Source organism: Dokdonella sp. (genome assembly GCF_035703485.1).
Classification (GTDB): domain Bacteria; phylum Pseudomonadota; class Gammaproteobacteria; order Xanthomonadales; family Rhodanobacteraceae; genus Dokdonella.
Genome location: NZ_DASSYD010000139.1, coordinates 1 through 22,180, shown reverse-complemented (window position 1 = coordinate 22,180; position 22,180 = coordinate 1). Strand labels below are relative to the sequence as shown.

Here is a 22,180-nt window from a genome sequence, read left to right as displayed (position 1 = left end):
CCGGATCGTGGTCAATGCAGTGACATCATTGACACCGACCGAGACGACAATTGCATCGGCCGGCATCGAACTGATGTTTGGCAACAGATCGGCAATGATGCGTTTCGAAGAAGCTCCGCTCGTCCCGTACGCCTGCCATTCCACCGCTCCGCCGCGGCGTGCGATCAGCGCCCTCGCTGTGCAGCCAACCAGGGCGCGACCCAGCGTCGAAGCACCGACGCCGGCAATGATCGAATCGCCGATCGCGAGCAGACGCAGCGTCTCGCCGGATCCGATACGACCCGCTGATTCGCCAGCCGCCGGTTGCAGCCGAGGCGCATCGCGGCGCAGGCGAAACGCCTGGATTGCTACGAATGGCAAAAACAACCAGAAGACCACGCAGCGGAACGCCACCACTGCTGCTGCTGCCATCGTTTGTTTACCTGAGCCCACGCAATCTCCTTGCGGGCGTGGCCTTGGTCGTTTCACCGGCTGATGCATGCAGTGCAGGTACATCGGAGAGCCGCGCGACCTCCGCAAACGCGATGATACGATTCATCGTAGCCCATTGTGTCTGTCTGAAGACCGACAGTTTATCGCCTCGAATTCCTACTGCATTGAACATGCTATCAATCGTCATTTTCGCCGCCCTGTTGATGATGCCAGCGACTGGCCTGGCCGCCCGTGGCAAACCTTCCGACGCGTTTCCACCCGAGCGTATCGTCGATAAGGTCGAGCACTATGCTGTCGTCGGAACCAGCATCCGCGCAATCAACGCTGCCCTGGTCAAGCAGGCCAGCGAGCTCGAACTCGCTGGAAACGGTTTTACCCGCAGCCTCTTCGAGATCGACCGTAGCGAGCATCGCCTGGCCGCCCGTTGCGAACTGAGTTCATTGCAGGTGCAAGTCACGATCCTCACGATCCTCCCGCAATTGCAATCCGAATCGACGGTTTCGGCAGCAGTTCTCGAACAATGGCGGCACGCGACGGGCGTTCTCAAGCGCCACGAAGCCGGGCACCGAAAGCATGCCATTGCCGAAGCGCAGCGCTTGCGCAGAAATCTGCTCGCCCTTGGATCGAAACGCAGTTGCATCAGTCTTGATGTAGCCATGGATCTCGAACTCCAAACCAGCGTGGAACGCCTGAACCGGAAAGATGCCCGCTACGACATTCGAACCTGGAACGGACTGCGCGACGATCCATCAAGCCCGCGTGCGACCACCCTGACCCCGGAAGTCCAGTCGCGCCAGCCATCGCGCTGGCCTGATCAAAAGATCCGCGATTTCTTCAAGCAGTGATGAGCGGTGAGCGGTGAGCGGTGAGCGGTGAGCGGTGAGCGGTGAGCGGGAAAAGCATTGCGGCCGCCAGTTGTCTGCCAACACGGATGTCCACGCTTTTCCGATATTGCACAAGCTCCCTGAACTGCTCTTACCGCTAACTGCTAGCCGCTCAGCGATAGCCGGCAATCAACTCACGCAGCGGTACCGGCCGACCGAACAGGAATCCCTGGAAATTCGGGCAACCGAGATTTTCAAGGACGGCGCGTTCGGCTTGGGTTTCGACCCCTTCGGCGATCAGATCGATCTCCAGAGTGCGGGCCAGGGCAACGATGGTTTCGACGATCGCACGGTTGCCTGAATCACTGTCGATATTGCGGACAAAGGTCTGGTCGATCTTGATCGACTGCACCGGCAATCGACTCAGATAGGAAAGTGATGAAAATCCGGTGCCGAAATCGTCAATGGCGACCTTGATACCGAGCGCGCGCAGGGCAGCCATCTTCTCGATGGCCGTGTCGCTGTTGCCGATCAGCGTACTTTCCGTAAGTTCGAGCATCAGCAACGATGCATCGACACCGGTTTCAGCAATGATTGCGACAAGCATCTCGACAAACTGACGATGATTGAATTGCACGGCGCTGACGTTCACCGAGAGGCGGCGAAAACTGGATGGCAGCGCGCTTCGGGTCATTTCGCGCAAATCGAGGCAGGCGCGGCGCAATACCCAGGCGCCGAGATCCAGCATCAGTCCGGATTCCTCGGCAATCGACACGAACTGGGCCGGGCCGATGTCATCGCGGAACGGGTTGCGCCAACGCAGCAAGGCTTCGGCACCGATGCACTCACCGGCCGATCCATGCTGGGATTGATAGTGCAGCTCAAACTGGTCGCCGACCTTCAGCGCAAGCTGCAGCTCCTTCTCGATATCGCGTCGACGATCAAGCTCGAAGGAGAGGTGCCTGTCGTAGTAGACCGCACTGTTGAGTCCTTGCGCCTTGGCCTGGTACATCGCCGAATCCGCACGCCGAAGAACCTGATCGGCCGTGCATTCGCCATCGGGAAAGATTTCGATTCCAATCGACGGGGTGACATGCAGCAAATGCTCACCGGCGGCCATGGGTTCGGAAAATGCACCGCGAATCCTGTCGAGCAAACTGTCCAGGCGTCGCTTGACCTGATCGAGCTCGGAACCGAGATCTCCAAGCAGGATAATGAACTCATCGCCGCTGAGCCGACTGACAAAGCCATTGGCACCCACCAGTTCAAGCAACTGGGCGGCTACGGCTATCAGCAACAGGTCCCCTACGGCGTGACCGAGTGTGTCGTTGACAAGCTTGAAGCGATCCAGATCGAGAAACAGCACGGCACCAAAGCTCGCTTCACGTTCGGCGAATTGCAGCTTCGAATCCAGCTCACGCAACAGACTGCGACGGTTTGGCAGTCGAGTCAGATCATCGTGCAGCAACTGGAAGACGATTGTTTTTTCGGCTTCGTCGCGCGCAGCGACAGCCTGGAGCAGGTTTTCATGCTCGATCGATGCCTGACAACTCAGGGCCAGACGGCTTATCAACGGCTTGAGCAATTCAACAATGGATGAATTGAATTCATTTTCAATGCGCTGAAAGGTGAGAACGCCGAAACCACCGAGGTCGAATGAATAAAGATGCCGCAAGCCGAACTCATCCGTCACTTGCCGACGAATACACGAGCCCACACCTGCCTCTGGCGAGGAAAATTCAGGCGCTTCAGGCGCAGAAGAGTTGTGCGGAATACTGAGAAAGTGTTCGAACGCGGCTCCGGGCTGCGCACTCAGGACAAGCTCACCTTCAGCGCTTTTCAGAAAGTGGAAATTGACCGCCGAAATGCCCAGTCGGCGCAGGCACACTTGCGCGAATGCATTCAACATCGGCTGCAGCCGCAGGGTCACACCAATGGCCATGCCAAGTTCGTGCTGGATCGAGACGTAGGTGAGAGCATGTTTCATGGCGGGCACAGGGACTCAGTTCAAGCCGATCAGGATCGACTTGTTCATCAACTCGATCATGCCCCGACGTGAACTGGCGATTTCTCCGATGCTGAGAACACCGACAACACAATCCAGGTCTGGCAGAGCCGCGTCGATCGCGCCGAGCTCTTCAGCGAATCTGTCATCGAGAAATAGCCGGCGACTGATGCAATCGAAAATCATCGCCATCCGCGGCGTGAGATGATCTTCCTTGAGCCTGGATCGACGCATTGCCAGCGCAGCTTCCGCGGCGCCGCCGGCAGCAGCAATGAGTGCTGATGCATCACCCTTGAGCAGATGGATCGTTGCGTTCTCCGGCACATCGCCAACACAGATCAGCGCGGCTTCCGATTGCTTGATCGGATCGCGAACGAGGAACTCGCCATCAACACTGCCGATGCCGAGTGGATAGGTTTTCGAGATCGAGAAGAAATCCGTTTCCGCAAATCGCATCGAAGAATCCGCTTCGACTTCGCTGCGGTAGACCTCGAATGCCGGACGGTAGTTGAGCTCCTCCAGCACATTGCCGTGTGACCGGGTCACCAGGAACGGGCCGGACAACAACTCCCAACCGTGGGCAATTCCTCGATCGACACACATCGGCAAGGCAACCAGCAACGCACTGTCAACGAGTACGCCCTGATTGCCAAGCAGGCAGGGGCGCTGGATCAGGTCGAGATGACCGGCACCCCCGCCGATCACCGACGCACGCACACCGACGACGCCGAACAGGGACTCGACAAAGGTTTCCAGATTGACCGACAAGCCATCAACGAAGGCGAACAGGGAGCGGCAATCCGCAAGCGTCGATGAGAGCCGCCGGACCTGCGGGTCAATGCCGGCCTGATCGCGCAGGCGGGAGACCACAGCGACTTCCAGGGACACTGGAAACCCAACCAGGATCGTACCGTTTCGATGCAGTTGAGAACGATGGATGATGCTCGGAAATATGCCCCCGAAAACCGGGACATCCAGTGACTGCAACAAGCGCCCCAGCTTCTCTACCGGCCAACGGTCATCCTCGCAGGCGAGGATCATCAGGCTGCGCGCACCGGTGTTGCGCAGCTGATCGATTGCTGATCGCATTGCATCTATGCTGACGTCTTCGAAGAAGACGGCTTGCGTCCCGGGATTCATTCTGGCTCCCTGCGAGTTGTTGAGATGATCTTACCGGGATCGAGAGTACATGACAGCCGGATATGCGCACTGTATATAAAGTGTTGCTTTGTGAGCCACTCCCCCGGCTCTGGAGTCGAACGCTATCAGATTCCGCTCGGTTCAACGCAGGAATTTCGGATCGCCAGGGCGGAAACGAGTCCGTGTCTGAAAAGTCACCTGAACCCACCGGTTTGCTGTGCAGAACGCCTTCCTGCCTTCTATCGATAGATCTGGTAGAGCAGCAAGTAGACGACGACACCGGATACCGATACGTACATCCACACCGGCCAGGTCCAGCGCGCTATGGCGCGATGGCGGGAATCACGTCGCCGCAGCCCAAGCCAGGCCGTGACCAGGATCATCGGGATCGCCACTGCGGCGAGGATGACGTGGCTGATCAGCAGGAAGTAGTAGACCGGGCGAATCCAGCCATAGCCGCGAAACACGAAGATCGGTGCGACATGGTGATAGATGATGTAGGTGATCAGAAACAGGGTCGATACCGCGAGCGCGGCGAGCATCGTGCGCTTGTGTCGCTCGATGCGCTTCTGCGCAATCATTATTCGCGCATACACCAGCAGGACCATCGCCGTGGCGTTGAGTGTCGCATTGACATGGGGCAGCAGGTTCGGAAGATCCATCGCGGCGGGATAGTCGGGTTCAGGATGGGCTACGGTCGCATGGACGGCACCGGGCAGCCTTGATCGACGTCAAATCCTCACCCGGCATGATCAAGATCAAGTGCCTCGATGGCTGAGTCGCATAGAGTCGGTCACGAATATCTGCGCTGCAGAGCATGGATCTCGCTGGCGCTCGCGTTCCGAACTTTCGCAACTGCAGGAAGTCGATGCGGATTGTCAGCTGGCGAATCCGGACCGTCTTGTGATCCATGCATCCGCAGGCGGCATTTCGACGGGATTGCAAAACTCTTGCTGGCACAGCGCTGACTTGACGTGTTGAATCATGAAACTGACTGCTTCACGGATTATCCTGCTGGTATCACTGGTGCTGCTTGCAGCCATTGCCACCCTGTTTGTGGCGAGGCATTCCTCCGCGCCAGACTGGGCTTCGGCAACGCCTGAGGTGCAGGCCATCCTCTGGCCCGGTGCGCGTGATGTCGCCGATTTCAAGCTGCTCGAACAGGACGGCCAGGCGTTCGGCAAAAGCGAATTGAAGGGTCACTGGAACCTGCTCTACTTCGGCTACCTGCAATGTCCTGACATTTGTCCGACCACCCTGCAATCACTGAGCAGGATGCGCAAGCTGATGGTCGAAGCCGGCCAAACCGCCGATATCCCGCAAATGATCTTTGTCAGTGTCGATCCAGAGAACGACACGGCAGAGCGGATCACCGGCTATCTGGCATTCTTCGACAAGAACCTGATCGGATTGACCGGTGAACCAGACCAGCTTGCGCGTCTGGCCGACTCGCTCGGCATCATTTACGCCGAGCATATCGATCCGAATGGTGTGCGCAGCATGGAGCACACGACTTCGGTCATCGTCGTCGATCCAGAGGGCCGCGGCGTGGCCGCCCTGACCGGCGCACATCAGCCACGCGTGATGCTGGGTCAGTTCAACGCACTGAGGAAATTTCTCGCCAACTGACCACCGGTTGCGGCCGGCTCGATCCTGTCTTCCACCCAGGATCGGCAGTCAGCGCTGCGCTGAGCCACCGCACCGCAAGGTGCAGATTCCGGGCGTGACCTGGATCAACGCCATCAATGCGTGTGCATGACGTGTGCGAATCGGCAGGCGCTCCCGGTTTGCGCCCCACGTTCGCGACCGCATCCATCCGCTGACCGTCATTGTGATCAAACCGGGACTTCAGCGCAGGAACCTTGCGGCAACACGATTCTTGAATGCGCCACGCCTGTCATCCCCGAACATGCGCTTTTCGTCGTCGGCTTGACCTAGGTCATGGATAGGAATTGTGAACGGTCGCAACTATGGCTGGCCGGCCAGTTCCGCAATTGGCCAGACAACGAGACGGTGAAGTCGATGGAAAACACAGAGTCACAAGACGAAAAGATTCCGATGATGCAGAAATTGCTCGATAACCCGTTCCTGCTCCTGTTCATCGGGGTGATGGTTCCGATGGTGGTCTACATCCTCTGGGGCGTCATCGACATCCTGACCATTCCGATCGCCAAGTAGGCGCGAACGTTGCATCAACCCGGGGAAAAATCATGAGTGCAATTTTACCTCCTACCGAGCGACTCTGGTGGAAACATCCACTGGATCGTGTCGAAGGTACCTGGATCGCCATTGCCTTTGTCTGGTGCATGATCATGTTTTTCATGATGATCTACTGGCACATCTACGGTAAGCAAAACCTCTCCACCGAAACTTACAAGACCACATCGGAACTGTTTGCGACCAAGACCCAGGCCATGGTCGACAAATACACAATCCGTACTGAAACCGAGTTTGAAACTCCGGTCGTGGCACCGCCGCCAGGCAGCGATGTGTTCATGCTCGCGCGCCTGTGGAATTTCTGGCCGATCCTCGAACTGCAGGAAGGCCAGACCTACCGTCTGCATCTGAGCTCGATGGACTACAACCACGGCTTTTCCCTGCAACCGGCCAACATCAACATCCAGGTCGTACCAGGTTACGAGCATGTGGTGACGGTCACGCCAAATCAGAGTGGAACCTACTCGGTGGTGTGCAACGAATTCTGCGGCATCGGCCATCACAGCATGGTCGGACGCATCTACATCAAGGGGGAGACCGGCAATGTCCCATAACACGACCTACCGGACCTGCCCGCGCTCCGGACTGCAATTCGAGTCCCAGGCGGAAAAGCTGGTCATTGCAAACGCCGTTGCGGGCGTTGTCTTTCTGCTGATCGGCGGCATCCTCGCGATCGGCGTCGTGCTGACAAGATGGCCGACCATTCACTGGCTCGAAGCAGCCACGTTCTATCAGGTATTGACCGCGCACGGTCTCGACATGCTGGTCTTCTGGATGATTTTCTTCGAGATCGCCCTGCTGTATTTCTGTGCATCGACCTTGTTGCGCTGTCGCATCGCCGCGCCAAAAGTGGCATGGCTGGCGTTCGCCTTGATGATCGTCGGTTCGGTCATGAACAACGTCGCCGTCTACCAGGGCGGCTCCAGCGTGATGATGACCTCATATGTACCGATGATGGCGGCGCCGTCGTTCTATCTGGGCTTGATCCTGTTCGCGGTCGGCGCCCTTTTGGGATGCTTCGTGTTTTTCGGCACCCTGGTCGTGGCCAAGCGTGACAAGACCTACCATGGCTCGGTTCCGCTGGTCACCTTCGGTGCGATCACCGCGGCAATCATCGCCGTGTTCACGATTGCATCGGGCGCGATCATCCTGATTCCGACCTGGATGCTGTCGATGGGCTGGATCGAGCATGTCGATCCGTTGATCTATCGCGTGATCTGGTGGGCATTCGGCCATTCCTCACAGCAGATCAACGTCGCCGCGCATATCTCGATCTGGTATTTCGTCGCGGCGGTCGTGTTTGGTGCCAAGCCGATGTCCGAGCGGGTCAGTCGTGGCGCCTTCCTGCTCTACATCGTGTTTCTGCAACTGGCCAGCGCGCATCACATCCTGTCCGATCCCGGCATGAGCACGGAGTGGAAGGTGCTCAACACCAGCTATTTCATGTACTTCGCCGTGCTCGCCTCGATGATCCATGGCCTGACCATTCCCGGCGCAATGGAAGTGGCGCAGCGTGCCAAGGGCTACAACAAGGGGCTGTTCGAGTGGTTGCGCAAGGCGCCGTGGAGCAATCCGTCGTTCTCCGGTGTATTCATCTCGATCATCGGCTTCGGCTTCCTCGGCGGCATTTCGGGCGTGATGATGGGCACCGAGCAACTCAACATGATCATCCACAACACGATCTATGTGCCCGGGCATTTCCATGCCACCGTCGTGGTCGGCACGACGCTGTCGTTCATGGCCCTGACCTACTTTCTGATCCCGACGCTGTTCAAGCGCGAGATCATCAATCCGGTGCTGGCCAAATGGCAGCCTTACCTGTTCGGCTTCTCGATGTATTTCTTCTGTCTGGTCATGATGGGCGCCGGTACGCTCGGCGTATCACGACGGCATTGGGACATGGCCTTCAGTGGCGCGGCACTGGCCTATGAGTGGCCCGGTGCCGCCTATCTGATGATGGGCCTGGTCGGCATCGCCGGCATCGCCGCCATCGTCGGTGGCGCGATCTTCATCTACCTGACGGTCGGCTCGCTGCTCTGGGGCAAGCGCGTCGTGCAGACCAGGATCAGCTCGGAGCCGACACCGATTCCAGTCGGCGCACCCTCGGCTGCGGCACAGACTTATGGCTCTCTCGGCTTCGCCGCGCCGGGCACCTTCGTGCTGGCCATGATCTTCCTCGCTTCGTTCGTCCTCTACTACTTCATCAACTGGAAGTATCTGTCGACCTTGTGGGGACTCAGTTGAGTCGATCCCGCCTTGCTGCCAGCCCGGATCAGCTGATCCGGGCTGGCGGTCCCAGCCATTGACCGATATCAGCGAGGTTGCCTGTCATGAACACCGTCGTAGTCAATACCGATCGTTCCACTGCACGAATCGCGCGCGATGTGCTGAGTTTGTTCAAGCTGCGTATCGGCTTTCTGATCATGGTCACCGCCGTGGTCGGCTATGTGGTCACCCCCGGACATGCCAGCGCCTTTCAAGTCATCGTACTGGCCCTGGCCACGCTCGTCTCCGCGGCCGCGGCCGGCGCTTTCAACCACTACCACGAGCATCGCAGCGACCAGTTCATGGCGCGCACCCGCAAGCGTCCGTTCGTGACCGGTGCACTGCCGCATCACCCGGCCTGGCTATTGTTGTTTTCCACCATGCTGCTCGGCGCGGTCGGCCTTGCCTGGCAGGTCGTCAATGCCCAGGCTGCGATCTTTGTTTTCCTCGGCGCATTCTTCTACGCCATTGTCTACACGGTGTGGCTGAAGCGGCGCAGCTGGATGAACATCGTCATCGGCGGACTGTCCGGCAGCTTCGCCGTGCTTGCCGGTGCCGCAGCGGCAGACCCGCAGTTCGGACCGCTACCGTGGTTGTTCGCCTTCATTCTGTTCCTGTGGACGCCACCGCATTTCTGGAGCCTAGCCATCGCCGGTCGCGAAGACTATGCCGCTGCTGGCATTCCTATGCTGCCGGTGGTCGTCGGATCACGACGCGCGGCGAAGCTTGTCTTCGTCAGCACCCTCGCCCTGGCGCTGGCCTCGCTGGCTCCGTTCTGGTTTGGTGCCGGCCCGGTCTATCTGATCGGCGCGCTGCTTGGCGGAGGCTGGTTTGTCTACAAATCCTGGCAGCTGGCCCAGGTACAGACGCGCAAGACGGCCATCGCAAGCTTTCTCGCCTCGCTGGTTCAGCTCAATGCCGTGCTCGTGGCTGCCTGCGTGGACGCCATGCTTCGATAGTGGTCATGTCTGCAAACCGATTCAATCTGTCGACCCTCCTCGCTATCGTCCTTTTTGCGCTTGGCAGCGGCATCGTGTGGGCGCAGCCACCAGCGCCGGTGGCGGACAACAGCAACCGCGTCGCTCCAGTCGTCGTCGACACGCGGCCAGCGCTCAAGCTTCGCGGCCTCGATCAGGAAGCCGCCTTGCGTGACAGCCTGGCCGTGATCGGCCAGCAGCCCGGCGACTACACGATGCGTGACCAGAACGGCGAACCGGTTGCGCTGTCGAAATTCCGCGGCAAACCCTTGCTGGTCAACTTTATCTACACCGGTTGCTACCGGATCTGCCCGAACAGTTCGCGAGCCCTGCGCAAGGCCGTCAACGCCATGCGTGGCCGCTTCGGTGACGACCAGTTCAACGTGGTCAGCATCGGTTTTGACCAGCCGACCGACTCGCCGATGGCGCTGCGCGAGTTTGCCGCCAGGCAGTCGATCAAGGATGCCAACTGGGTTTTTCTGAGTCCGGCCAAGGCCGATGTCGCGGCCATTTCACGCAGCTTTGGTTTCAGCTTCATGGCCACGCCAATCGGCTACGACCACACCCTGCAGGTCAGCGTAATCGACGCCTCTGGTCGCATCGTGCAGCAGGTATTCGGCGATGCCTTCGGACCCGAATCGCTTGGCGAACCGCTGAAGCGTTTGCTCGGCGGCGCGCTGGTCAGTCACCGCACGTCGCTGGCCGACATGCTGACCAAGGTGCGCATCCTGTGCTCGGTCTACGATCCGGAAACCGGCGAGTATCGGGTCGACTATTCCCTCTACATCGAAATTGCCGGCGGCACGACCTTCATCGTTCTGATGATCTGGCTGGCGCTCAGGGAGTGGCGGGAACATCGAGCCAAAAAGCGTTTGCGACGCGCATGAAGACGCCCGCCAATCGTCGCATCCGGGATCGATTTGATCGCCCTCTCGACGGGTTCCTTCCGCGTGCTGGAAATCGCTTTCACAATGCTGGCAGCAGAGAGTTGCTGGTCATGTTTTCAGGCAATCACGATCGCGCCACCGGATCTGCGTTGCTTCCAGGGAATAGCCCATGAACAAGATTGGCGTCTGGATTGGACAAGGTGTTCTGTATGCAGCGCTGGCGCTGGTCATCGTGATCTTTTCACGCTGGCCGGCATACCAGAACCTCGCTCCGGACCTTGCCCTGATCAAGATCAGCATCAGTCATCAAAGCCGGTTGCTCGGTGATTGCGTTGAAGTGAGCCCTGCCGAACTGGCCAAGTTGCCGCCGACCATGCGCGCGCCGAAGAATTGCCCGCGTGAGCGTTCGCCGCTGATCGTCGAAGTCGATGTCGATGGCGAACTCGTCCACCGGCAGATCGCCACGCCATCAGGATTGTCCGGCGACGGTGCCGCGGTCATCTATCGTCGACTCGAAGTGCCTGCGGGCAAACATCACATCGAGATCCGCATGAAAGACGATGCGCGCAGCGAAGGCTTCGATTACACGCGCAGCGAGGATGTCGATCTTGCACCTGCCGAAATCCTGGTCGTCGACTTCAACGGTGCCGAGCGCCGGATCACACTGCGATGAGTATCGAAACCACAGCAACGTCGGCGGACTTCGATGCCCGCGTCAATGCCTCGTCGGAGTCGGCGTTTACGCTGTCACTGGTCAGACAATCCGATCGCGCCCTCGTGCGCGGCTGGCTCTGGCTGGGCTTGCTCGCGCTGATTGTTTCCGGCTTCTATTCCATCCTGCTGGTCGCATCTCGAACGCCCGGCGTGAACGCGATCTTGCCGGTTGCCGACTTCTTTCGCGTCGCCCTTGTCGTCCACGTCGATCTGTCAGTCCTGGTCTGGTTTCTGGCCCTGTCCGGCATGTTGTGGAGCCTGAGCAGCCGACCTCGGGCCGTGCCGCTGGCCTGGCTGGCGCTTGCGCTCGCCTATGCCGGCACCTTGCTCATCGGCCTTGCCCCGTTCATCGATGGCGGCGAACCGATCATGGCCAACTACATTCCGGTTCTCGATGGCGGTGTGTTCCTGGCCGGCCTCGGCATCCTTGGCGTCGGCGCCGCCCTGCTGGTGATTCGCAGCTTGATCGCCGCACCCGCGCTCGGCCTTGAATTCGATGGCAGCGGCGTACTCCGATTCGGCTTGAATGCCAGCGTCGTCTCGACGGCGGTGGCGCTGATCGCATTCGCCGCGTCGCTGGCGCTGACTCCGGCCAATCTCGAAGGCAAGGCTTTTTATGAGATTGCTTTCTGGGGTGGCGGCCATGCCCTGCAGTTCACCTGGACCCTGCTCATGCTGGTCGCCTGGCTGTGGCTGGCCAGCACGGTTGGCGCGCGCCTGCCGTTGAGCCCGCGCATTGCCCTGCTCCTGCTAGTGCTCGCGCTGGCCAGTGTTTTCGTGGCGCCTTACGCCTACCTCGCGCATGACGTCGCCAGTGTCGAACACCGCGACCTGCATACCTGGGCCATGCGCCTGGGCGGCGGTGTTTCGATCGTGCCGATCGGGCTGGCTGTCGTCGTCGGTTTGCTGCGCTCGACGCGATCAAGACAGCCCGGACATGATGCGCTGCGTTCCGCCCTGGTCGCGTCGATGATCCTGTTCGCCGCCGGTGGCGTGATCGGCGTGTTCATCAGCGGCAGCAACGTGAAGATCCCGGCGCACTATCACGGCTGCATCGTCGGCGTGACTCTGGCCCTGATGGGGCTGGTCTATCTGCTGCTGCCGAAGCTCGGCTATCAGACGCCGCAGGGACGCCTGGCGCGCTGGCAACCGATCCTCTACGGCAGCGGCCAGTTGATGCACATCATCGGCCTGGTCTGGTCGGGTGGCTATGGCGTGCAGCGCAAGGTGGCAGGCGTCGAACAAGTCCTGCACAGCAGGGCCGAAATTGCCGGCATGGGCTTGATGGGGCTTGGCGGACTGATCGCCATCATTGGCGGATTGATGTTCGTGATCGTGGTCTGGAAATCATTGCGCGGTAGCCCACACACAGATGATTCGGCGAGGAGCCCGTCATGATTGGACATTTGCAGAACGGACTGCAGCGCGCATTCATGCTCGTCGAGGCCTTGTTCAACCGGGCCTTTGGCGATCGCCTGAATCCGTTCTACCATCTTGGCTCGATCGCCTTTTTCCTGTTCTGGATCGTCGCTGGCAGCGGCCTGTATCTGTACGCGATCTTCGATACCAGCGTCGTCGGCGCCTATGGCTCGGTGCAGGCGCTGACCCATGACCAATGGTATTTCGGCGGCATCCTGCGCAGCGCGCACCGCTATGCATCCGATGCCCTGGTCCTGATCATGCTGCTGCACATGCTGCGTCACTTCGCCTTCGATCGCATGCATGGGTTTCGCACATTTTCATGGCTGACCGGCGTTGCCCTGATCTGGCTGGTCTATATCTCCGGCATCAATGGCTACATGTTGCCGTGGGACAAGCTTGCCCAGTTCGTCGTCGTCACCAGTTTCGAGTGGCTGGACTGGCTGCCCGGATTCGGCGGCACCCTGATTCGCAATTTCATGGATCCGTCCAGCGTCAACGATCGGCTGTTCTCGCTGCTCGCCTTCATCCATATCGGCGTGCCGCTGCTGTGTTTGCTGATGATGTGGGTGCATATCCAGCGCGTGCCCAAAGCCAGCACCCAGCCACCGCGGCCGATCACGATCGGCCTGCTGGTTACCTTGCTGGTGATGTCGCTGCTGGTTCCCGTGCATAGCCAGGGTGGTGCGGCCGACCTCGCCAACGAAGTCGTCTCGGTCAACCTGGATTGGTTCTTTCTACCGGTCTACCCGCTGATCAATCACTGGTCGCTCGGTGCGGTCTGGGCGCTGGTCGTAATCGGCACCGCCGTGCTTGTGCTGATGCCCTGGTTGCGCCGCCGAAAGCGCGCGGCAGGCGCGCAGAGCATTTATCAGATGGCCGTCCATCCGGGCCCGGAGCATGTCAGTGCGCGGGATGGTGAAACCCTGCTCGAAGCCGGTCTGCGCGCCGGCCTCACGCTACCTTATGAATGCCGAAACGGGGGCTGCGGCGTGTGTATCTGCACAATCCTCAACGGCCGGTTTGATCACGGCCCGTACCAGCCGAACACGCTGACCGAGCAAATGCGTGCCGAGGGCAAGGCCCTGATGTGTTGCGCGGTACCACTGGAAGATCTTGAATTCGAAGTGCCGGTCGACAACCTGCGCTCGGGCATTCCTTCGGGAATCAAGCACTACCAGAGCCGGGTCGAGCAGATGGAGCGCCTCAGCGACACCGTGATGCGCGTGTACGTCTCGCTGCCGGGCAGTCAGCGTATCGATTTCGTTGCCGGGCAATACATCAATATCCTGCTCGACAACGGCGAGCGCCGCGCCTTTTCATTCGCCAACCCACCGCACGACAACGCCCTGATCGAGCTGCATGTGCGGCTGATCCCGGGCGGCCGCTTCACCACTCACGTGTTCGAACAGATGAAGGTCGGCGATACGCTCGATTTCGAGGGGCCGCTTGGCCAATTCACATTGCGCGCCGGAACCCGGCCGATGCTGATGGTTGCCGGTGCGACCGGCTTCGCGCCGATCAAGAGCATTGTCGAGGATGCCTTCCATCGTGGCGTGCAGCGGCCGATGGAACTCTATTGGGGGGTCAGCGACGTCGCTGACTTGTACATGCTCGAACTGGCCGAAACCTGGGCCCGCGAGCATTCCAATTTCCGTATCGTGCCGGTGCTCTCCGATCCCGCGGCTGCCGAGGTTTGGGATGGCCGTACCGGGCTCGTGCACACGGCGATGCTTGAGGATCACGCCGACCTGAGCGGATACGAGGCCTATGTGTGCGGATCGGTGAAGATGGTTGAAGCGGCGGTACCCGATTTCCTCTCCCACGGCCTCGGCATCGACGCCTGCTATTCGGATGCGTTCAATCCGGCGGCGAGCAAGCCTGAGCGTGAGCCCGGCAACGGAAATACGCCATCGTCTTGACCGGAATCAAGATGACCCGTTGCACGGATGCCGTAATGTGAAGTCTCGAACCCTGCGAGATTTTCAAGCTTCAGCGCAGCGGCCAAAGGACATCGCGCAATGAACGGCCATGGATCTCATTCCTGGCAGCTTTTGCAACGCATGTGGCCCTTGTCCGTAGTGCCTTGGCGAAAGCTTCGCAGCGAACGAACAACGAATTTCGACATGCCAGCCCACCGGGAGATCACCATGAAAGCTACCGATACAGCCCGCCGTCGCTTCCTGCTTCGCAGCGCCGCCGCCGCGGTCACACTGCCGCTAATTGCACTGATGCCGAAACATGCGATCGCCGCCCTGCCACCGTTGCCGGTCACCAATGCGCAAGCCAAGGCACTGCACTACATCGAAGATGCAACGAAGTCGGACCAGTCCACGCACAAGCCGGACCGCTTCTGCGACAACTGCCAGTTTCATGTCGCCGCCACCAATGGCTGCACGATCTTCCCCGGCTTCTCGGTTGCACCGAAGGGCTGGTGCTCGGCCTGGGCACTGAAGAAGTAGTCCGGACACCGCCACACCCTCGCGGGATCGGTCGGTCGCCGCTCGATCGATCGATTCCGAAGTGCTTGAAACCAATCAAGAGCCACGTGTGTCTGGCAGTTGAGGATCTACCACTGCTGATCATGGAGCGCGCAACGGGCCAGACTGATTCGCTGCCGACACTGCGCGTCAGCTTCCGGCTTTCAAGGCAACGCTGATCCTGCTGGCCAGCTCGATACTGGTTCTGGCCGATCCGATTCCCGCGCCGCTTCGCGACTTTCAACTTTCCGCCAGCCAGGTCGGCGCTGCGCCTATTCGCCGTTTTTGCCGAAACCGTCATAGAAGATCGAAAACTCCGTTCCGAGCAGGAGCGTCCTGTTGATCGCCGTGATTGATGCAATCAGGCCTTCGAATTCCGTCGGAGCCAGCACATGCACGATCGTGCTGCCATTGTGCGTGCGGCCGAGAAAGTCGACCACGCTGAGACTGACCGTGTAGTCACCGGCGACAGGGAACGCATGGGCGAAATCGACCGCCGTCGAGGATACCGACCCATTGATTCGCCAGGTCACACTGTTGGCAACGAACGGCATGTAGGCACCTTCCGCCCTCCAGCCGAACATCAGGCTGACCGACCGACCGGCCTGTATCGTGGTCCTGCCGACAATCTGCGCCGGCCGCCCGTTCTCCGGATAGAGAATGCGGATCGACAGCTTGTCCCGGCTGGACAGACCGGTGTAGGCGTAATTGCCGAGCGCACCACAGCCGGGATAGTAGTAGCCCATCACCGAATTGATGTCATAGCCGGTCAGGTAACCGTTGGAAATGTTGCGTGGCTCGGCACCGTAGCAAGTTGCATCGGCACGCCGGTGCTCGTGATAGAGGCCGAGCGCGTGGCCAACCTCATGCAGGGTATGGTTGCGGTAAGGCGTCGCGTTCCACGGGTCGTCGCCAAGCTTGAGGTTGTACAGGCAGGCACGATTCACGCCGAGATCGTCCGGAGCGTTCGACCAGCTGCCCCAGCCATTGTTGCCGCCGTTGTAGCCTCCTGCTCCACCAAACATCGGACAACCATTGCCCGGCACCATGCCCGTGCCACTGACGTTGATGGCGGGGATCACCATGCGGATATCGCCGGAAAAAAAGTCGTTGCCATTCGGCAGAGGTACCGACGCGGGACAGGTTCCGAGGTAGGTGAAGCGGACGTTTGCGGCAAGTTCGAAGTCGTGCATATAGTCGAGGATCTGGAGAACGCGATCCGGGCGTGCACTGAGCGCATCGCCGACAAAACACACGGATACCGGTGTGGTGCGCACCCCGGCGTTCCAGTACAGGCCGGCCTGTGCAGGGGATGCAGCAAGTGCGGCAATCAATATCAATCCCGCCAGAGCGATCTTCATCGTGTTCACCTCGGATGCCTTGAACAGACTCGCAAGGTGCAAGTCTGGCCTGTCATAAATTCGAACGGTCACGGCAGCGACCAATGTCTCGAAGGCGTCGCGATCAAATCGGGGCAAGCGACGCCTGTCGACTAGAGAAGCTCGACCGACTGGATCAACCGGCAATCGGATGCATTACAGCCAATCGAGGTACCGCTGGTATCCGCCGGATCGTAGTAAATGACCAGATTGTGCGAAGAGGCGACGGCTGTGGTCAGGATGGCGAGCAGGCGTGCGGCGCGGTTGTTGTTCGACGTCGGCGCAGCAAAATAGATTATTCCTGACACCGCCGTACTGCAGCGGACATGGATGCGCGTATCGAACACGCCCGCGTTGACCGGCGTGCACACTGTCGTGGCGGCAGGTGATGTCGCGGAGTCCGGCTGCTGGGCATTCGCACCAGATAGACCGAAAAACGCCAGTGACGCGCAGACGATTGCGCCATGGATAAATGTCGATTTCGTTTTCGCAATACTCTTCATGTCGGACCTCGTCATTTGCGTGGATGGGCAAAAGAACCAGTTGCATCCAGCACAAACGCAAAGGAGCGGAAAAGCGGGCCATCGAGTTTCATCCGCTACGCGACCTGTCGGATCCTTCAGCGCCCGGCACGACGGATCAACGTGAAAATCATTGTGCTGGGTGTCTGACAGATTGGCTCGCCGACGTGTCATTCGCCGTTTCGCCCTCAAGCTTGCTGAGCAAAAGACGCGCCTGCGCGGTACAGCCCTCACGATCGAACGCTTGCGTTTCCAGCGCGTGCACGGCGCCACGCAGGTGGCGCATTGCCGCCTCGGACTGACCCAAGTCGATCAGCGCTTGTGCAAGTACCAACTCGGCGCGACCCACCCGCCAATCATCCGCGCCAAATGCCGGCAACCAGAGATCCAGGGTCTGTTGCGCCCAGTCGCGCGCGGCATCGGCTTGTCGACGTGCTAGTTGTAGTTCGGCCTGGCCCAGCATGGCGACGCCGGCTACCGGACTTGCCAACATGTCAGCGGCACGATAATTGGCCAGCGCTGCCTTGATCAGACCCGCTGCCTCGTCGAAGTCGCCCTGCCGGATCAGCACGCGGGCCAGGCTCGCACTGGCCATCGCCACGTAGGGGTGCGCACTACCGACCATTTCAACGTAGAGCTCGATCGCTTGTCGAAATCTCGCTGCAGCTTCGACATAGTTTTGCTGATCCCGTTCCAGTGCACCAAGATTGTTCAGGTTGGCCGCGATCGACATGGCATCGGTCGAGCCCTGCCGCGACCGCTGCGCATCGAGCAAGCTCAGGTACTCGTCCCGCGCCAGGCCGAATCGTGCTTGCATCGTCAGTACATTGGCCAGCTCGCTGCGTGCGATCAGGGTCAGCGGATGGTTGGCTGGCAAACGGGCAATATCGATAGCGATCGCTTCGCGGATGTTCGACTCGGCCCGAGCGAGTTGGCCCTGGTCGCGCAGGGCATAGGACAGCACGACCAGCCCATTGGCCAGTCCGCTGCGGGCAGCGGGCGAATCGACGCGTCGATAACGATCTACTGCTTCCTGTGCGAGACCCTGAGCCACAGCAAACTGCCCCTGGCTGTGTCGCAATGCGGCCAGATCGCTCAGGGTGCTGGCGAGCTCCAGCGAGGAACCATCAGGGTGTGCCCGCTGGAAGGTCAGTGCGGCCTCCAACGCGCGCGATGCCGCTGCATATTGGCCATCCAGATCGAACGCGTTGCCAAGCCGGTGCTGGCATTCGGCCACGGCGGCCGAAGCCGGGCCAAAGCGCTTTGCGCTCAACCGGCAGACTTTCTCGAGCTGCTCAATTGCCGCCGCATAGTCGCGCTGTTCGATCAGGATCGCTCCGCGCAGACCGAGACTCTCGATCAACTCGGGCGCATCGGCGGCGTAGTACTGGCGCCGGATCAGGATCGCCTGCTCGATCAGGTTGCGCGCCTTGTCGTATCGACCCAGGCTCTTGGCAACCCGGGCCAGCGTGTGCATGAGGTCGGCCTTGGATTCCGGCTGCTCCTGCAATGAGGATTCGATTCGCGCGAGACCGAATTCGAGCAATTCACCGGCATTGAGATCCTGCACCGGCTCCTGATCCGGATCGCTGCTGGCGAACAACTCGACGAGGAATTGCTTGGTCGCTTCTGCATTCGCGGTCTGCCGCCAGGCAAGGCGCGCCTGCCAGATTGTTCCGGCAATTCCGGCCAGCAGACTCGCCAGCAACAGCAAAGTCGCGGCGAGTCCCATCCAGTGACGGATCGCGAACTTGTGCGCCCGATACATGCGGCTGTCGGGTCTGGCGCGGACCGGGAACCCGTCCAGATGGTTCTGGATATCGTTGGCCAGCGCTTCGACCGAGACATAGCGATGCGCAGGATCGATCGCCAGGGCTCGCTGAACAATGCCATCAAGATCGCCCTGCACGCCACGTCGCCTGCCTGCATTCGGGACCACGGCGGACGGACGCGGCGGCGGATCCGACGCCGGCCTCGCCCGTTGCCCGCTGATCAGCTCAAAGAGAATCAGGCCCAGCGCGTAGACGTCGGTTGCGGTCGTACACGATTTGCCGGCCAGCTGCTCCGGAGCGGCGTATTCGGGCGTTGCGGCGACACCAATCGGATGCGTGCTCGGCGATTCGGATTGTTCATCCGTGACGAACACCGTGGCGATACCAAAGTCGAGCAGTTTCGGTGTGCCATCCGCGCAGACGAGTATGTTTCCCGGCTTCAGGTCGCGGTGGATAATCAGCCGCGCATGGGCGAACTGCACGGCACGACAAACAATCAGAAACAACGGCAGGCGAGCGGACAGCGGCAGGCGCGATGCGTAGCTGGTCAGCATTTCTCCCCGGATATATTCGAGTGCGAACCACGGCTGGCCACTGCGCGACACGCCACCGTCCAGCAAGTGGGCGATATTCGGGTGGGAAAGCCCGGCCAGAATCTGGCGTTCGCGGCGAAAGCGCTCGCGGATGAACGCGTTGTCGAAACCGGGCCGGATGAACTTCAGCGCGACGTTCTGGCTGAATTCCCCGTCAACACGCTCGGCCAGCCACACCTCGCCCATGCCGCCGCGACCAAGGCGATCGAGCAGCTGATAAGGTCCGATCTGATCGCCCGTCTGGGGAATCGCGGCAATCTGTGCGGGCGCTTCGACGAGGACTTTGTCGAGCAACGGTTGCTCGCAGGCATCCGCGGCCAGTGCGGCGACCAGCTCGTCGTGCAATTGCGGGTGATCGCGGGCGACGCGAGCAAGCAGGGCGGCGCGCGCGTCGGGCGTGAGGTCAAATGCTTCGTCCAGCAACTTGGCAAGATCAGTGAACGAACTCCGACTCATGACGATGCCTGCAGTAGCGTTTCCTGCAACCAGCCGCCAAGCAGGGCCCGAGCCTTGCGCCAGTCGCGCTTGACCGTGCGTTCAGACAGTTCGAGCGCTTGCGCAAGTTCGGACACGTCCAGCCCGGCGAACACGCGCAACTCGACCAGACTGGCCAGCCGCTCGTCGAGCTGGTGCAAGCGCGTCAGCACCTGATCTAGCGCGACCACTTGTTCCGGGGCAACCGTCAGTGAGAGCGCCACATCGTCGAAGATGACGTGAGGTGCGTTCCCGCCCCGTTTGGCTGCGCAACTACGCCGCGCATGGTCGACCAGGATGCGTCGCATGGCCTGTGCGGCATAGGCGAAGAAGTGGGCCCGGTCGGCAAAGTCCGCTTCCGGCAAACCGCCCATCCGCAGATAGGTTTCGTGCACAAGCGCGGTAGTCGACAGCGTGCCGGCAGCACCGCGATCGCGCCTGCAATGGTGCGCGAGCAACCGCAACTCCCCGTACACCAGCCCGGCGAGCCGATTGGCCGCCGCCTCGTCACCGCCGCGAGCCGCAATCAGCAGCCCGGTGATTTCTCCGTTCGTGACCATCAGGCACTCCTGAATCACTGAACCTTGCCGTACTCCGCTGGTGCGCCGCCGGTGATTCGGCGCGCATCAGCGAATTTGTGCACTCTTTCAAGCCGTCCGGGTGGGTTTTCCTGGACCGGGGAACTGGCGCACGCGCTCCTGCAGGTAGTCGAAATACAAGTCGATATAGCTGATGTCGTTTTCGTGATCGATCAGGTACGGATTCATCAGGGTGTGACGCAAGATCACGACGCGATCATTGCCTTCATCGTCATCAAGTGATGCCGTGTCCAGACCCAGCGCATCGAACACGCGACGTATTTCGACATCGCCGATCGCCTCGGGACGCAAAGTCGTCATCGATGCAAAAAACTGCTTCAGTTGCAGCGGTTGGCGCGGATCGGCGCGCATGTCGTCGTGCAGGCGACGCACAAAGACATTGGCTCCGGCGACGCTGGTGTTGCCGCGCGGATTCAGCGCCAGACAGACTAGATTGCTGTCGGGCGGAAACGGCACCATCGCGGTCACGTAGTCGCCCATCTCTTTCGCGAACCGCGTTGCACGCAAATGAAAAGCCTCGGCGGCGAGGATGGTCTGCCGGGTCAGGTGGCCGAAGTGTCGGTGATCGAGCGGCAATACGCGGTGGGTCACATAAACCGCCGCCGCATTCGCACCCGACTTTGAGCCTTCCGGGACGAACTGGCCGAGCCCGCGATAGCGCTCAACGTAGGTTTTCGCTGTCGCTCCGGAAAACACGTAGTCGGCCTCTTCGGCGAGCAGCGCGCTGACGCGATGATCGCGGCAGACGAAGGCGCCGGTGCCGAAAGGCAGATAGCCGAGCTTGTGCGGATCGATCGTCACCGAATCGGTATCGGCGAGTGCGGCGATGGCCGCATACACCTCCGGCGCGGGGAATGCATTGTAGCCCTTTGCAACTTCATCGCGACTGCGCAGGCTGCCATCCTCGTTGCGAAACACCGTGGCCAGATAGCCACCCCAGGCGGCATCGACGTGCACCGAGTGACCAAGACCCGCCGTTGCGGCGCGCTCGCGCGCGGCGAGCATGCGATCGACCGGATCGAAGGTGCCGTATTCGGTGGTGCCGAGCACCGCCACCGACATCAGCACCGGTTGACGCTCGCGCCGACAGCGCTCAAGGATCGATTCAAGTGCATCGGTATCCAGGCGCATGCCGCTCTCCGGCAACAGCTCCATTTGTGCGCGACCCAGACCAAGCAACTTGAGGCCCTTGCTCCACGAGTAGTGTGCGGTCACCGGGGCCAGCACCAGCGGTACACGCAAGGTCGGATGACGGGCAAAGAATTCGACCATGCCGAGATGTTCAATGCGCGCCGTCTGCACGCGCTGGCGCCAATGCTTGCGCGCCGTGGACGGCTGCTGGGCCAGCCAATGCTGCCATTGGTCGAGGAGGACGGTGCCGGCGCGCGGATGCAGGTTGAACGCGCTCCAGTCATCCTCGGGCAGGACCAGATCGGGTACACCAGCCGCGCGCAGGGCCACCGGAAAGGCTTTCAGGGCAAG

20 protein-coding genes are annotated in these 22,180 nt (G+C 60.4%); 11 read left to right on the top strand and 9 right to left on the bottom strand.

Features of this window, described 5'->3' with window-relative positions:
- Positions 1 to 411 (bottom strand): GDSL-type esterase/lipase family protein (locus VFN25_RS10890; protein ID WP_325141772.1); only part of this gene is annotated, 411 nt, incomplete at its 3' end.
- A 191-nt stretch (positions 412 to 602) separates the two neighbouring features.
- Between VFN25_RS10890 and VFN25_RS10885 the strand changes: the two genes are divergently transcribed.
- The gene (locus tag VFN25_RS10885) at positions 603 to 1,277 is read left to right on the top strand and encodes a DUF922 domain-containing protein (RefSeq protein WP_325141769.1); all 675 of its coding nucleotides are present in this window, start codon (positions 603 to 605) and stop codon (positions 1,275 to 1,277) included.
- A 151-nt stretch (positions 1,278 to 1,428) separates the two neighbouring features.
- On the opposite strand, the gene VFN25_RS10880 is transcribed toward VFN25_RS10885, so the two are convergent.
- From VFN25_RS10880 to VFN25_RS10870, 3 genes are all read right to left on the bottom strand, one after another.
- Positions 1,429 to 3,243: a bifunctional diguanylate cyclase/phosphodiesterase gene (locus VFN25_RS10880; RefSeq protein ID WP_325141767.1), complete on the bottom strand. Its 1,815-nt coding sequence runs from the start codon at positions 3,241 to 3,243 to the stop codon at positions 1,429 to 1,431.
- 15 nt (positions 3,244 to 3,258) lie between these two features.
- Positions 3,259 to 4,350 (bottom strand): FIST signal transduction protein, encoded by a 1,092-nt coding sequence (locus VFN25_RS10875; protein WP_325141765.1) that lies wholly within the window; start codon positions 4,348 to 4,350, stop codon positions 3,259 to 3,261.
- 290 nt (positions 4,351 to 4,640) lie between these two features.
- Positions 4,641 to 5,063: a DUF420 domain-containing protein gene (locus tag VFN25_RS10870; protein ID WP_325141763.1), complete on the bottom strand. Its 423-nt coding sequence runs from the start codon at positions 5,061 to 5,063 to the stop codon at positions 4,641 to 4,643.
- Positions 5,064 to 5,385: 322 nt separating this feature from the next.
- Here VFN25_RS10870 and VFN25_RS10865 point away from each other — a divergent pair, with 322 nt between their 5' ends.
- The 10 genes from VFN25_RS10865 (at position 5,386) to VFN25_RS10820 (ending at position 15,342) form a co-directional block, all read left to right on the top strand.
- Positions 5,386 to 6,030, top strand: coding sequence for an SCO family protein (locus tag VFN25_RS10865; protein WP_325141761.1), 645 nt, complete (start codon positions 5,386 to 5,388; stop codon positions 6,028 to 6,030).
- A 393-nt stretch (positions 6,031 to 6,423) separates the two neighbouring features.
- Positions 6,424 to 6,579, top strand: a complete 156-nt coding sequence (locus tag VFN25_RS10860; protein ID WP_325141759.1) for a hypothetical protein — start codon at positions 6,424 to 6,426, stop codon at positions 6,577 to 6,579.
- Positions 6,580 to 6,611: 32 nt separating this feature from the next.
- Entirely contained in the window at positions 6,612 to 7,172 is a 561-nt protein-coding gene (locus VFN25_RS10855) for a hypothetical protein (RefSeq protein WP_325141757.1), read from the top strand.
- Complete coding sequence (locus VFN25_RS10850; protein ID WP_325141755.1) at positions 7,162 to 8,862, top strand: cbb3-type cytochrome c oxidase subunit I; 1,701 nt, start codon at positions 7,162 to 7,164, stop codon at positions 8,860 to 8,862. Before VFN25_RS10855 ends, VFN25_RS10850 begins: the two co-directional genes overlap by 11 nt.
- Positions 8,863 to 8,948: 86 nt before the next feature.
- Positions 8,949 to 9,842 (top strand): heme o synthase, encoded by an 894-nt coding sequence (gene cyoE / locus VFN25_RS10845; protein WP_325141753.1) that lies wholly within the window; start codon positions 8,949 to 8,951, stop codon positions 9,840 to 9,842.
- Positions 9,843 to 9,847: 5 nt separating this feature from the next.
- Positions 9,848 to 10,747, top strand: coding sequence for an SCO family protein (locus VFN25_RS10840; RefSeq protein ID WP_325141751.1), 900 nt, complete (start codon positions 9,848 to 9,850; stop codon positions 10,745 to 10,747).
- 169 nt (positions 10,748 to 10,916) lie between these two features.
- Positions 10,917 to 11,420: a hypothetical protein gene (locus VFN25_RS10835; protein ID WP_325141749.1), complete on the top strand. Its 504-nt coding sequence runs from the start codon at positions 10,917 to 10,919 to the stop codon at positions 11,418 to 11,420.
- Positions 11,417 to 12,859: a cbb3-type cytochrome c oxidase subunit I gene (locus VFN25_RS10830; RefSeq protein ID WP_325141747.1), complete on the top strand. Its 1,443-nt coding sequence runs from the start codon at positions 11,417 to 11,419 to the stop codon at positions 12,857 to 12,859. Before VFN25_RS10835 ends, VFN25_RS10830 begins: the two co-directional genes overlap by 4 nt.
- Positions 12,856 to 14,802, top strand: coding sequence for an FAD-binding oxidoreductase (locus VFN25_RS10825; RefSeq protein WP_325141745.1), 1,947 nt, complete (start codon positions 12,856 to 12,858; stop codon positions 14,800 to 14,802). Before VFN25_RS10830 ends, VFN25_RS10825 begins: the two co-directional genes overlap by 4 nt.
- 228 nt (positions 14,803 to 15,030) lie before the next feature.
- Entirely contained in the window at positions 15,031 to 15,342 is a 312-nt protein-coding gene (locus VFN25_RS10820; RefSeq protein WP_325141743.1) for a high-potential iron-sulfur protein, read from the top strand.
- A gap of 290 nt (positions 15,343 to 15,632) precedes the next feature.
- On the opposite strand, the gene VFN25_RS10815 is transcribed toward VFN25_RS10820, so the two are convergent.
- From VFN25_RS10815 to VFN25_RS10795, 5 genes are all read right to left on the bottom strand, one after another.
- A complete protein-coding gene (locus tag VFN25_RS10815; protein ID WP_325141741.1) occupies positions 15,633 to 16,721 on the bottom strand; it encodes a hypothetical protein in 1,089 nt (362 codons plus the stop codon).
- A gap of 131 nt (positions 16,722 to 16,852) precedes the next feature.
- A complete protein-coding gene (locus VFN25_RS10810) occupies positions 16,853 to 17,242 on the bottom strand; it encodes a hypothetical protein (RefSeq protein WP_325141739.1) in 390 nt (129 codons plus the stop codon).
- A gap of 148 nt (positions 17,243 to 17,390) precedes the next feature.
- The gene (locus VFN25_RS10805; RefSeq protein WP_325141737.1) at positions 17,391 to 20,081 is read right to left on the bottom strand and encodes a serine/threonine-protein kinase; all 2,691 of its coding nucleotides are present in this window, start codon (positions 20,079 to 20,081) and stop codon (positions 17,391 to 17,393) included.
- A complete protein-coding gene (locus VFN25_RS10800; RefSeq protein ID WP_325141735.1) occupies positions 20,078 to 20,659 on the bottom strand; it encodes an ECF-type sigma factor in 582 nt (193 codons plus the stop codon). Before VFN25_RS10800 ends, VFN25_RS10805 begins: the two co-directional genes overlap by 4 nt.
- An 87-nt stretch (positions 20,660 to 20,746) precedes the next feature.
- On the bottom strand, positions 20,747 to 22,180 hold a 1,434-nt coding region (locus VFN25_RS10795; RefSeq protein WP_325141733.1), incomplete at its 5' end, for a pyridoxal-dependent decarboxylase.